The organism is Sphingomonas dokdonensis (genome assembly GCF_002197685.1).
GTDB lineage: Bacteria > Pseudomonadota > Alphaproteobacteria > Sphingomonadales > Sphingomonadaceae > Sphingomonas > Sphingomonas dokdonensis.
Genome location: NZ_NBBI01000005.1, coordinates 164,301 through 176,784, shown reverse-complemented (window position 1 = coordinate 176,784; position 12,484 = coordinate 164,301). Strand labels below are relative to the sequence as shown.

Below are 12,484 nucleotides of genomic sequence, written 5' to 3'. Positions count from 1 at the left end.
AGATAGGGCGACGCGATGAACAAGGTCCACGACAATCGCGCCGAGCAGGAATTCGAGCTTGATCTGGATGGCCACCGCGCCGTTGCCGCCTATCAGCGCGAGGGCGACCGGATCGTCTTCACGCACACATTGGTGCCGCCCGAGATCGAAGGACGCGGCGTCGGATCGAAGCTGATCCGCGCGGCGCTGGACAGCGCGCGCGACCAGGGGCTGAAGGTGATCGCGCAATGCCGCTTCGTCGCGGCCTATATCGACAAGCACCCGGAATATCGCGACTTGCTGGCGTGAACCGCCGGCAGGCGGCGCGGGCCTAGTCGATCGCTTCCGCCTCCTGCTGCTCGCTCGCCTGCCGCGCCCACAGCTCGGCATAGGTGCCGCCGGCGCGCAGCAGCTCGTCGTGCGTGCCCTGTTCGGCGATCCGGCCGCCCTCCAGCACCACGATCTTGTCCGCATGGACGATGGTGGACAGGCGGTGCGCGATGACGATGGTGGTGCGGCCGCGCTCGATCGCCTCAAGCGTGGCCATGATGTCCGCCTCCGTCCGGCTGTCGAGCGCCGACGTGGCTTCGTCGAGGATCAGGATCGGCGGGTTCTTGAGCAGGGTGCGCGCGATGGCGACGCGCTGCTTCTCGCCGCCCGACAGCTTCAGGCCGCGTTCGCCGACGCGCGTGTCGTAGCCGTCGGTCTGCGCCTCGATGAAGCCGGCGATGGCGGCGCCGCGGGCGGCGGCGCGCACCTCTTCGTCGTCTGCGCCCTCGCGGCCATAGGCGATGTTGTAGCCAATGGTGTCGTTGAACAGCACCGTGTCCTGCGGGACGATGCCGATCGCGCGGCGCAGGCTTGCCTGGGTCACCGCCGCGATATCCTGCCCGTCGATCGTCACGCGGCCGCCGGTCAGGTCGTAGAAACGGTATAGCAGGCGCGCGAGGGTGGATTTGCCCGCGCCAGACGGGCCGACCACCGCCACCGTGCTGCCGGCGGGAATGTCGAGCGTGACGCCCTTCAGGATATCGCGACCGGCGTCATAGCCGAAGCGCACATCGTCGAAGCGGAGGTGCCCCGGGCCGACCTGAAGCGGCGGGGCGCCCACCGGATCGACCACCTCGGACGGCGTGTCGACCAGGTCGAACATCGCGCCCATGTCGATGACGCCCTGGCGGATCGTGCGATACACCATGCCGAGCAGGTCGAGCGGGCGGAACAGCTGCGACAGGAGCGTCGAGACGAGCACCACGTCGCCGGCCGAGAAGCGGCCCTGCGACCAGCCCCAGACGACGAACGCCATGCCGCCGCCGAGCATCAGATTGGTGATCGCGGCCTGGCCGATGTTGAGCCAGGCGAGGCTGTTTTCCGAGCGCACCGCGGCGCCGGCATAGGCCTGCATTGCGGCATCGTAGCGGCGTGCCTCGCGGTCCTCTGCGCCGAAATATTTCACCGTCTCGAAATTGAGCAGCGAATCCACCGCATGCGCGACGGCGCCGGTATCGAGATCGTTCATCCGCTCGCGCAGCGACGCGCGCCAGTCGGTCACCATTCGCGTGAACCAGATGTAGACGACGACCATCGCGACCGTTGCGGCAACCAGCGGCCAGCCGAACTTCACCCAGAAGATGCCGAGCACGAGGGTGAGCTCGAGCACGGTCGGCGCGATGTTGAACAGGAGGAAGTAGAGCATCGTGTCGATGCTTTTGGTGCCGCGCTCCACCACCTTGGTGACCGCGCCGGTGCGCCGCTCGAGATGAAAGCGCAGCGACAGATCGTGCAGGTGGCGGAACACCTGCGATGCAAGGCGACGGGTCGCCTCCTGCCCGACGCTTTCGAACACCGTGTTGCGCAGATTGTCGAACAGGGTGCTGCCGAAGCGCGCGGCGGCATAGCCGACGACCAGCAGGATCACGAGCGTGGCGGGGGAGCGCGGCAGCGACGCCATGCCGTCCACTGCGCCCTGCAGCGCAAACGGCGCGCCATAGACCTGAACGAGCTTCGACAGCACCACCAACGTCATGGCGCCCGCGACGCGCAGCTTCATGCCGGGGGCGTCGGCGGGCCAGAGATAGGGGAGGAAGCGGCGCAGCGTGGGCCCGAGCGGGCGCTCGACGCTACGCCCGGTCGTATCGGACGGTGGCATTGCGTGCTTATGTCGGGGCGATGCGGCGCCGGCGCAATGGGGGCAGCGACGATCGAGGCCGCCGCCGCCCTCCCGATCGGGGATGGCGGCGGCCTACAGCGCGGCGACGCTTACCGCGTGGCGGGTGGTACGGAGAGGCCCTGAACGTTTCCGGCGCCCTCGCGCACGTCGGCGGTGGATGCCGCCAGTGCGTCGCCGATCGGCTCCGCGCGGCCGCCGAGGCAGGGGGCGAGGAAGTTCTCAGTGACCGCGTTGAACGCGATGTTGTTGACCGGGCGGGCGAAGCCATGGCCCTCGTCGGGGAAGACGACATAGGTGACGGGGATGTTCTTCGCCTTCATCGCGTCGACGATCTGATCGCTTTCGCGCACGTTGACGCGCGGATCGCTGGCGCCCTGGCCGATCAGCAGCGGCTTCTTGATCCTGTCCGCGGCGAACAGCGGCGAGCGTTCCTTCAGGATCGCCTGACCCTCCGGCGTGGTGGGATTGCCCATGCGGCGGTACATTTGCTGCTTGCCCGCTTCCCAATAGGCCGGGATGGAGCCGAGCAACGTGTTGAGGTTCGACGGGCCGACGATGTCGACGCCGCAGGCGAAGGTATCGGGCGTGAAGGCAAGGCCGGCGAGCGTCGCATAGCCGCCGTAGGAGCCGCCCATGATCGCGACCTTGTCCCGGGTCGTCACACCCTGCGCCACGGCCCAGTCGACCGCGTCGAGCAGGTCGTCGTGCATCTTGCGGCCCCATTCCATGTTGCCGGCGGTGAGGAACTTCTTGCCGAAGCCGGTGGAGGCGCGGAAGTTAACCGACAGCACGGCATAGCCGCGGTTCGCCATCCACTGGTGATAGCTGTTGTAGCCATACACGTCGCGGCCCCACGGCCCGCCATGGACGAACAGGACCATCGGCACGGGCCTGTCCGCCTTGCCATCGCCGTTCGCATCGGCCTCGCGCGGCAGCGACAGATAGGACACGAGGTCCAGCCCGTCGCGCGACTTGATGACCGCGGGGTGCATCGGCACCAACGGCGCGCCGACCAGCGCCGGGCGCGACACGTAGAGCTGTTTCAGCGCCTTGGCCTTGCGATCATAGACCCAGGTGGAGGCGGGGGCGGACACGGCGTCAAAGGCGACCAGCCATTTGTCGTCGGCATCGGTGCGGCTGGTGACGGTGAACTCGCCCTTGTTCTGCGCCTTCAGAAAGGCGAGGTCGGCGGTGACCGCATCGCCGACGGGGACGTATTCGCCCTTCAGATATTCCTGACGATACGCCTCGATCACGCCGGTCTTCGGATTGAACAGCCCTTCCTCCAGATCGACACGCGGGTCCTGCGCGATTAGCGTCATCTTGCCCGCGGCGTCCTGCGCCTTGATCGCCGAGGTGTCGCCGTCGCGCGAATCCACCCAGTAGAGCGTGGCGCCATCGCTGGTGAAGCCGAGCGGATAGGTGTTCGCCGCATCGTCCAGCCCGTAGGAGACGAACGGCGTCTGCTCGACCGCGCCGTTCGTCACGCGGAACCAGTCCTCGCCGCCATCGGCGCGCGGGCGCGAGGCGAGGCGCAGGTTTAGCTGCTCGTCGGCGAGGAAGCGGCCGTAACCGTCGTTCTGCATGACCAGCGTCAGCTTGCCGGTCTTGAGGTCCAGGCTGTGGACGTCGTGCCAGCGCGGGTCGCGATTGTTCAGGCCGATGAGGATGCGATCCTTGATGATCGCGCTCTGGCCGATCGGCATGACGCGGACCTTGTCGAACGGCGTGTAATCGCGCGCGTCGCCGCCGCTGACGGGAACGCCGTACAGCCGGAAGTTCTCGTCGCCGCCCTTGTCGTTGACGAACAGGATCTGGCTCGAATCGGGTGCCCAGAAGATCTGACGGATCGGGCGCTGTTTCTCCGCCGTGAGCGGGCGGGCGGCGGCGGGATCGGCGGCGGGCGCGACCCAGACGTTCAGCACGCCGTCACGCGGGGCGATGTAGCTGATCCACCGCCCATCGGGTGACAGCTTGCCGCCGGTTTTCTCGGGGTTGCCGAACAGCTTGGCCCGCTCGATCAGCGGCACGCGGTCGCCCCGTGCCGGGGCGGCCGCGACAAGCGCCGGCAGCGCGGCAAGCATCATTCCGGTCGCGGCAAGCACCGCCTTCGTCACCGACAGCATCACTCGATCCTCCCCTTGAGAGCATCGAGTGTGTCATCTCGCTAACACACTGGCAAGAGAGTTTTTCGGAACATTCGGGCGCCGCGAACGGTTGGTGATGCAGAGTGGAGGCGAGTATGCAACCGGTTTTTTTCGTTCTGGCGATCATGGGCTGCGGCGACGACAGCTCCGGCTGCGCCGAGGCGCGGATTGAGCCGGCGCGCTATACCACGGTGCAGCAATGCCAGGCAGCGGCGCCCGCTGCGCTTGCCCGCGCTACCGACCTCATGTTCCCGATGATCAGCGCCGCCTGCAAGGCGAGCGGCCCGCAGTGGGTGGCCAAGGGCGAGGGCTCGCCGAGGGGCTGAGCTTTGGCGCTGAGTTAAGGTACGACGATTCGAGCGCCACCAGATACGGGCGATATATTCGTCATTACGTTCACGCTGGGCGCGCCCCGGCATCTACCCGTTCGCTCGTCCAACAATCGTGAGAGATGCACAGCCCTGGATGCCGGGAAGAGTCTGGCATGAAGGGTTGGGCTGACTGGACTGCATAGTCGCGTTATCCTGAACTTAATCCGGGGCCATAGCGGCGCCGGCATTGTCGGTTATCATGTCACGCAGCGTTCGCTGACGGATGGATCCCGGCTCAAGGCCGGGATGACGGGTGGTCTGGGACCAAGCGCACTGGCTGAAAGGGCGCCGATCTCGCGATCGGCGCCCTTGATCATTATTCCGCCTCGACCTTCGGCTTGCCGCCCTTCTTGCGCGGCTTCTTGGGCGCTGCGCCGACGATCTCGAACGTCAGCGCATTGTCCTTCAGCTTCACCACGACCTCACCGCCATGGACGAGCTTGCCGAAGAGCAGCTCCTCGGCGAGCGGCTGCTTAATCTTCTCCTGGATCAGGCGGCCCATCGGGCGCGCGCCATAGAGCTTGTCATAGCCCTTGGTGGTGAGCCACTGGCGCGCCTCGTCGTCGAGCTTGATGTGGACGTCGCGGTCCGCCAACTGGAGCTCCAGCTGAAGGATGAACTTGTCCACCACCCGCGCGACGACTTCGGTCGGCAGGTAGCTGAACGGCACGATCGCATCGAGACGATTGCGGAATTCCGGCGTGAACAGCTTCTGTACCGCCTGCTCGTCCTCGCCCTCGCGGGAAAGATTGCCGAAGCCCAATGTCTCGCGCGCCATGTCGGATGCGCCCGCATTGGTCGTCATGATCAGGATGACGTTGCGGAAGTCGACCGTCTTGCCGTGCTGGTCGGTCAGGCGCCCGTTGTCCATCACCTGCAGCAGGATGTTGAACAGGTCCGGATGCGCCTTCTCGATCTCGTCGAGCAGCAGCACGCAATGCGGGTTCTGGTCGACCGCGTCGGTCAGCAGCCCGCCCTGGTCGAAGCCGACATAGCCCGGCGGGGCACCGATCAGCCGGCTGACCGAGTGACGCTCCATATATTCGGACATGTCGAACCGCTGGAGCGGAATGCCCATGATGACGCTGAGCTGCTTGGCGACTTCCGTCTTGCCGACGCCCGTGGGGCCGGTGAAGAGGTAATTGCCGATCGGCTTCTCGGGATCGCGAAGGCCCGCGCGTGACAGCTTGATCGCCGACGCGAGGTTCTCGATCGCCTTGTTCTGGCCGAACACGACACGCTTCAGGTCGGTCTCGAGCGTCTCGAGCACCTTCTTGTCGTCGGTCGACACGCTCTTCGGCGGGATGCGCGCCATGGTCGCGATGACCTGCTCGATCTCCTTGGGCGTGATCGTCTTCTTGCGCTTCGACGGCGCCACCAGCATCTGCATCGCGCCGACCTCGTCGATCACGTCGATCGCCTTGTCGGGCAGCTTGCGGTCGTTGATGTAGCGCGCGGAGAGCTCCACGGCCGACTTGATCGCGTCGGGCGTGTACTTCACGTCATGGTGCGTCTCGAACGCCGAGCGCAGGCCGGCGAGGATCTTGATCGTATCCTCGATCGTCGGCTCGTTCACGTCGATCTTCTGGAACCGGCGCAGCAGCGCGCGATCCTTCTCGAAGTGGTTGCGGAACTCCTTGTAGGTGGTCGACCCGATACAACGGATCGTGCCGCCCGACAGCGCCGGCTTCAGCAGGTTCGACGCGTCCATCGCGCCGCCGCTGGTCGCGCCGGCACCGATCACCGTGTGGATCTCGTCGATGAACAGCACCGCGTGCGGCAGCTTTTCCAGTTCGTTGACGACCTGCTTCAGCCGCTCCTCGAAATCGCCGCGGTAGCGCGTGCCGGCAAGCAACGCGCCCATGTCGAGCGAATAGATCACCGCGGGCTTCAGCACGTCGGGCACGTCGCCCTCGACGATCTTGCGCGCGAGGCCTTCCGCAATCGCGGTCTTGCCGACGCCCGGATCGCCCACATAGAGCGGGTTGTTCTTCGACCGGCGGCACAGGATCTGCACCGTGCGATCGACCTCCGGCCCGCGGCCGATCAGCGGATCGACCTTGCCGTTCTTGGCCTTTTCATTGAGGTCGACGGTGAACTGCTTGAGCGCGCTTTCGCCCTTGGCGCCCTTTTCCGCCGGCTTCTTCTCTTCCTTGTCCTCGGCGCCCTTGGGGCCGGACGAGGCTTCGGGTGCGGCCGCGCCCTTGCCGACGCCGTGGCTGATGAAGCTAACGGCATCGAGGCGGCTCATGTCCTGCTGCTGCAGGAAATAGACGGCATAGCTTTCGCGTTCGGAGAACAGGGCGACCAGCACGTTGGCGCCGGTCACTTCGTCGCGGCCCGACGACTGGACGTGCAGGATCGCGCGCTGGACGACGCGCTGGAAGCCGCTGGTGGGCGAGGGATCGGTCTGCTGATCGACCTTGAGCGCGCCAAGCTCGGTATCGAGATAATGCGCAACGGTGGTTTTCAGCTCGCCGAGATCGACGCCGCACGCGGTCATCACCTGGCTGGCGTGTTCGTCGTCGACGAGCGCGAAGAGGAGGTGTTCAAGCGTTGCATATTCGTGGCGCCGCGCGGACGCAGCCTCGAGCGCCTTGTGCAGCGTGGTCTCGAGAGCGCTGGCAAAGGATGGCATTCAGGGTACTCCTAGGGGGCCATGGAGTGACGCCTCGGGGGAAGGCGCCTGGCCCTTTGCTACAATGTCGTGATTGCGACGCCCGGCATCAAGCGGCAGGCCGAATGGCATCGTGGCCCCGCACCGGCAGATGGCGTCGCGGCCAGCCGATGCGCCCCGGGTCATCGCTTGAACAGGGCGTCCGCGCTCGCGCGGTGGTTCACCGCATGATCGATCTTGCGGCGGGATCGGGCGATTTCGCCCTCCAGCGCGGCGATCCGCGCCTCCAGCTCCGCCACCGAGAGGCGATCGAGATCCTCGCGCAGCAGCGCGCTCAAGGGATCGTCGGGCCGGGACCCAAGGATATCATCCAGATCCATGACGCGCATCGTTGACCGCTGCGGGTGCGAAGTCAATAAGGCGCGCCCATGCATTCACGGATGTATGGTTAAGGGGGAACGGCGATGAACGATATTCCGGCGATGATGCAGGCGATCGATCCCGAGGTTCATGGCGGCCCCGAGGTGCTGACGCTGACGGAGCGGCCGGTGCCGGCGCTGCAACCGGGCGAGGTGCTGATCCGCGTTGCCGCTGCGGGCGTGAACCGGCCGGACGTGATGCAGCGCAAGGGTGCCTATCCCCCGCCGCCGGGCGCGCCGACCATCTATGGCCTGGAGGTGTCCGGCGAGGTGGTGGCGATGGCGCCCGATGTCGCGTCGCTGATGATCGGCCAGCCGGTCTGTGCCCTGGTGGCCGGTGGCGGCTATGCCGAATATGTCGCGGCGCCCGCCGGGCAATGTTTGCCGGTGCCCGAGCTCCTGTCGATGGAAGAAGCGGCGGCGATGCCGGAAACGCTCTTCACCGTGTGGACCAACCTGTTCGAGCGCGCTTATGCGACCGAGGGCGATACGGTGCTGGTGCATGGCGGCACCAGCGGCATCGGCACCATGGCGATCGCGCTATGCAACATCTTTGGCGTGACGATCATCGTGACCGCCGGATCGGACGAGAAGGTCGCGGCGGCCAGGGCGCTCGGCGCGGACCACGCGATCAACTACAAGACCGAGGATTTCGTCGAGCGGGTGAAGGAGATCACCGGCGGCAAGGGCGTTGCGGCGGTGCTCGACATGGTGGGCGGCGATTACATCCCGCGCAACCTGAAGTGCCTGGCGGAGGACGGCCGGCACGTCTCGATCGCGGTGCAGGGCGGGGCCAAGGCGACCATCCCGATCTTCGAGGTGATGATGCGCCGCCTGACGCTGACCGGATCGACGCTGCGCGCGCGCGATTTAGGGTTCAAGGCGATGGTGGCGGACGAACTGGCGCGCACCGTGTGGCCGCATGTCGAGGCGGGCAGGCTGAAGCCGGTGATGGATAAGGTGTTTCCGTTCGCCGAGGCGGCGGAGGCGCACCGCCGGATGGAGGCGGGCGACCATGTGGGTAAGATTGTGCTGACGATGGGGTGATTATTTCCACCGTGCGCCCTGAGCTTGTCGAATTGCGTGCCAAGCGGTGTTTGCTTTGGGACATGTGCTTCGACAGGCTCAGCACAAACGGGCCAGTGTTTACCGCCCGATCCGCTGCGCCAGCCAGTCCGCCGCGGCCTCGGGTGTCGCCTTGTCGCTGTCGCGATCGACCATGTAGTTCGCCTCGCGCATGTTCTCGACCGAGATCGCGCCGAGCAGCGGGCGCAACGCACCGGTGAAGCGAGCGTCGTCGGCGCGCTTGGGCGCGACCAGCAGGATGGCATCATAGCCGGGGATCGCCTGCTTCGGATCGGCAAGCACGCGCAGCTTGTCCGCCGCGATGCGCCCGTCGGAGGAAAAGGCGCTGATCACGTCCGCCCGTCCGCTCGCCAGTGCGCGGTACATGAAGGTCGGGCTATAGGGCGTCGCCTCGGCAAAGCGCATCGGATAGGCGCGGCGTACCGCGGCCCATTCGGGTCGCTCCAGAAATTCGAGGTCGGACCCGAGCCTTAGCTGCGGCGAGCGGGCGGCGAGATCGTCCAGGGTGGCGATGCCGAGCCGGTTCGCCTCGCCCTCGCGCATCGCAAAGGCATAGGCGTTTTCGAAGCCGAGGGTGCCGAGCAGCGACACGTCGTGCGTCCGCTTCGTCCAGTCGGCGATCGCGCGCACCTGCGCGGGGCGGGCGGGGACGTCGGTGCGCTCCATCTGGTTGGTCCAGATCGTGCCGGCATAATCGACGTACACGTCGATCGCGCCGCTCGCGACCGCGCCGAACGCGACCGCCGAGCCGAGCCCGTCGCGATACTCGACCTCGTACCCCGCTGCGCGCAGCCGGTCGCCGATCAGCCGGGCGAGGATATATTGCTCCGAAAAGTTCTTGGCGCCGACCACCACTCGGTCGCTGCCCCCGCTGCGCCACAACGGGGCGGAGGCGGCGAACGTGGCGGCCGCGATGATGCCCAGCGCCACCCAGGCCAGCCAGCGGCGGCGGGTGCGCAGGCCATGTTCGGCGAGCCCGAGCAGCGCGTCAACGGCCAGCGCCAGCGCGGCGGCGGCGATGCAGCCGGCGAGCACCAGTGGCCAGGATTGCGTCTGAAGCCCCGCGAAGATCAGATCGCCGAGGCTCGGCTGGCCCACGGTGGTGGACAGCGTCGCCGCGCCGATCGTCCAGACCGCAGCGGTGCGGATGCCGGCCATCACCACCGGCAGCACCAGCGGCGCCTCGACCAGCCGGCGTTTCTGCCAGCGGGTCATGCCGATCCCGTCCGCCGCCTCGATCACTGCGGGGTTGAGCCCCTGCAGCCCGGTGACGACGTTGCGCAGGATCGGCAGCAGCGCATAGAGCGTCAGCGCAAGGAGCGAGGGCAGGAAGCCGAGCGCGGGCACTCCGCCGATCCACAGCAGTACCGGATAGAAGAGTGCGAGCAGCGCGAGGCTGGGGATCGTCTGCACCAGGCTGGCGAACCCGAGCGCCACGCGCGCCGCCGCCGGGCGATGTGCGGACCAGAAGCCGAGCGGAACGGCGATGGCGATGCCGAGTGCGAGCGCGGCCATGGCGAGCAGCAGATGCTGCGCGGCGAGCTCGGGGACGCGGGCGAAGGCGCCGGTCATCGGGCTGCCTTCACTTGGGCCAGCCGCTCGGCCTGCCCGCGGGGAATTGCGACAAGTGCCTGTGCGGCGTCGCCGCCGGCCCCCGCCAGCAGCGCGTCGGGTGTTTCGTCGGCGACGATGCGGCCGGCGCGCATCACCAGCACGCGATCCGCGAGTAGCAGCGCCTCCGCCATGTCGTGCGTCACCATGATTGTGGTGAGACCGAGCCGGGCGTGCAGCGCATGCACCGCGCCGCCCAGCGAATCGCGCGTGACGGGATCGAGCGCGCCGAAGGGTTCGTCCATCAGCATCAGCCGCGGATTGGCGACCAAAGCGCGCGCGACGCCGATCCGCTGGCGCTGCCCGCCGGACAGTGCGGCGGGCAGCCGGCCGGCGATGTCGCGCGGCAATTCGACCAGATCGAGCATCGCGCCGACGCGGTCACCAACGGCGTCGCCGGCGATGCGGAGCGGCAGCGCGATATTCTCTGCGATGGTCAGGTGCGGGAACAAGCCGACGTTCTGGAAGACATAGCCGATGCCGCGGCGAAGCTGGGGCAGCGGGCGAGCGGTCACGTCTTCGCCGTCGATGGAAACATGGCCCGCGGTCGGCTGCACCAGCCGGTTGATCGTCTTGAGCAGCGTGGACTTGCCCGATCCGGACGTGCCGACCAGCGCGACGAAGCAGCCCCCGGCGATCTCAAGCGACACGTCGGCGACGGCGGGCGGCCCCTCGCGGAAGCGTTTGGTAATGCCGTGGAAGGCGACCGAGGGTCCGGGTGTTTCCGCTGGCATCGGGCGCGAGGATGCGGGATGCGTGCGGCAAGGTCAAACGAGAGGCACAAGATGAAGGCAATCCTGATCACCGGCGGCGGTTCGGGCATCGGGCGCGCGACGGCGCAATTGTTTGCGGATCGCGGCTGGCGCGTCGGGCTGGCCGATCGCGACGCGGCGGCGCTGGCGGAGACCGCGGCGCGGCTGCCGGCGGAGCGCACCAGCCGCCACGTCATGGACGTGCGCTCGCCCGAGGATTGGGAGGAGGTGCTGGCCGAATTCACGCAGGCGAGCGGCGGCCGGCTGGACGTGTTGTTCAACAACGCCGGCGTCGCGGTGGGCGGGCCGTTTGGTGCGGCGTCGCTGGACGAGCTCGACCGCGCGGTGGACGTGAACTTCAAGGGCGTGCTGTACGGCGCGCGGCTGGCGTACCCGTATCTCGCCGCGACGCCGGGCGCGTGCCTGCTCAACACCGCGTCGGCATCGGGAATTTACGGCACGGCCGGGGCGGCGGTCTATTCGTCAACCAAGTTCGCGGTGCGTGGGCTGACCGAGGCGCTGGACGGCGAATGGGCGGCGGACGGCATTCGCGTGCGCAGCCTGATGCCCGGCTTCATTGATACGCCCCTGCTGACCGCCGCGGTCGGCGGATCAAACCGCAGCGTGCGCGAGACGGTGGTCGAGGCGGGACTGGAGTTCACGCCGGTTGAGACAGTGGCGGAGGCCGCTTGGGCGGCGGTGCATGGCGACCGGCTGCACACGCTCGTCGGCAAGACGGCACGCCGGCTGGCGTTCGCGTCGCGCTGGATGCCGGGCACGCTGCGCAAGCGAATGCGGCTTGGGCGGGGGTGAAGAAAAACCCGTCCGGGCGCGCTGTGGGATGTTGAGGCTAGGTTGGGCTGCCGGCCGTACGCTGCGCCGTCTGCGCTTCACGTTCGATACGCTGTGATGTCACCCGCTCGGCACGATCGGCCATGACATCCCAGGCGAGGGCCGCGCGTTCGCAGCGATCACGCACGTTGGCCAACTGCGTGGCTGCGGCATTTGCCCGCTCGTTGTTGGCCCGGGCACGATAGGTGGATACGTCATCCGCCATGGACTTCTCCCTTCAAGCATGAAGCGGGCCGGCGACATGCCGGCCCGTGACGTCGGTCTTTTATTCGGCCGCTTCCAGCGAAACGGCGCTCGTGCGCCCGCGCCGGTCGTTCTCCAGCTCATAGCTGACACGCTGATTCTGTTGCAGCGTGACGAAGCCGGCGCGCTCGACCGCCGAGATATGAACAAACGCGTCCGCGCCGCCATTGTCGGGCGCGATAAAGCCGAAGCCTTTGTCGGCGTTGAAGAATTTGACGGTGCCGATCTGGGCCATGA

Annotated in this window: 12 protein-coding genes; 4 read left to right on the top strand and 8 right to left on the bottom strand. The window is 67.3% G+C overall.

What is annotated here, in order from left to right; all coding sequences use genetic code 11:
- Window positions 1-15: 15 nt before the first annotated feature.
- The gene (locus SPDO_RS13510; RefSeq protein WP_088368023.1) at window positions 16-288 is read left to right on the top strand and encodes a GNAT family N-acetyltransferase; all 273 of its coding nucleotides are present in this window, start codon (window positions 16-18) and stop codon (window positions 286-288) included.
- 22 nt (window positions 289-310) lie between these two features.
- On the opposite strand, the gene SPDO_RS13505 is transcribed toward SPDO_RS13510, so the two are convergent.
- Both SPDO_RS13505 and SPDO_RS13500 read right to left on the bottom strand, forming a co-directional pair.
- On the bottom strand, window positions 311-2,128 hold the full coding sequence (locus SPDO_RS13505) for an ABCB family ABC transporter ATP-binding protein/permease (RefSeq protein WP_088368022.1): 1,818 nt from the start codon (window positions 2,126-2,128) through the stop codon (window positions 311-313).
- A gap of 110 nt (window positions 2,129-2,238) precedes the next feature.
- Window positions 2,239-4,275, bottom strand: coding sequence for a S9 family peptidase (locus SPDO_RS13500; protein ID WP_088368021.1), 2,037 nt, complete (start codon window positions 4,273-4,275; stop codon window positions 2,239-2,241).
- Between the two features lie 116 nt (window positions 4,276-4,391).
- Between SPDO_RS13500 and SPDO_RS13495 the strand changes: the two genes are divergently transcribed.
- Window positions 4,392-4,622 carry a hypothetical protein gene (locus SPDO_RS13495; protein WP_088368020.1) on the top strand — a complete coding sequence of 77 codons (231 nt, stop codon included), beginning with the start codon at window positions 4,392-4,394 and terminating at the stop codon, window positions 4,620-4,622.
- 361 nt (window positions 4,623-4,983) lie between these two features.
- On the opposite strand, the gene clpA is transcribed toward SPDO_RS13495, so the two are convergent.
- On the bottom strand, window positions 4,984-7,305 hold the full coding sequence (gene clpA, locus SPDO_RS13490) for an ATP-dependent Clp protease ATP-binding subunit ClpA (protein WP_088368019.1): 2,322 nt from the start codon (window positions 7,303-7,305) through the stop codon (window positions 4,984-4,986).
- A gap of 161 nt (window positions 7,306-7,466) precedes the next feature.
- A complete protein-coding gene (locus SPDO_RS13485; protein WP_088368018.1) occupies window positions 7,467-7,664 on the bottom strand; it encodes a DUF1192 domain-containing protein in 198 nt (65 codons plus the stop codon).
- An 84-nt stretch (window positions 7,665-7,748) separates the two neighbouring features.
- On the opposite strand from SPDO_RS13485, the gene SPDO_RS13480 reads away from it, so the two are divergent.
- Window positions 7,749-8,750, top strand: a complete 1,002-nt coding sequence (locus SPDO_RS13480) for an NAD(P)H-quinone oxidoreductase (protein WP_211280086.1) — start codon at window positions 7,749-7,751, stop codon at window positions 8,748-8,750.
- A gap of 99 nt (window positions 8,751-8,849) precedes the next feature.
- On the opposite strand, the gene SPDO_RS13475 is transcribed toward SPDO_RS13480, so the two are convergent.
- Window positions 8,850-10,361 carry an ABC transporter permease/substrate-binding protein gene (locus tag SPDO_RS13475; RefSeq protein WP_088368017.1) on the bottom strand — a complete coding sequence of 504 codons (1,512 nt, stop codon included), beginning with the start codon at window positions 10,359-10,361 and terminating at the stop codon, window positions 8,850-8,852.
- Window positions 10,358-11,134 carry an ATP-binding cassette domain-containing protein gene (locus tag SPDO_RS13470; RefSeq protein ID WP_088368016.1) on the bottom strand — a complete coding sequence of 259 codons (777 nt, stop codon included), beginning with the start codon at window positions 11,132-11,134 and terminating at the stop codon, window positions 10,358-10,360. The genes SPDO_RS13475 and SPDO_RS13470 overlap by 4 nt, the downstream gene beginning before the upstream one ends.
- 51 nt (window positions 11,135-11,185) lie before the next feature.
- On the opposite strand from SPDO_RS13470, the gene SPDO_RS13465 reads away from it, so the two are divergent.
- Entirely contained in the window at window positions 11,186-11,965 is a 780-nt protein-coding gene (locus tag SPDO_RS13465) for an SDR family oxidoreductase (protein ID WP_088368015.1), read from the top strand.
- Between the two features lie 37 nt (window positions 11,966-12,002).
- Here SPDO_RS13465 and SPDO_RS13460 read toward each other — a convergent pair whose 3' ends face one another.
- Complete coding sequence (locus SPDO_RS13460; protein WP_088368014.1) at window positions 12,003-12,209, bottom strand: hypothetical protein; 207 nt, start codon at window positions 12,207-12,209, stop codon at window positions 12,003-12,005.
- A gap of 60 nt (window positions 12,210-12,269) precedes the next feature.
- Window positions 12,270-12,482 (bottom strand): cold-shock protein, encoded by a 213-nt coding sequence (locus SPDO_RS13455; protein WP_088368013.1) that lies wholly within the window; start codon window positions 12,480-12,482, stop codon window positions 12,270-12,272.
- Window positions 12,483-12,484: the final 2 nt, after the last annotated feature.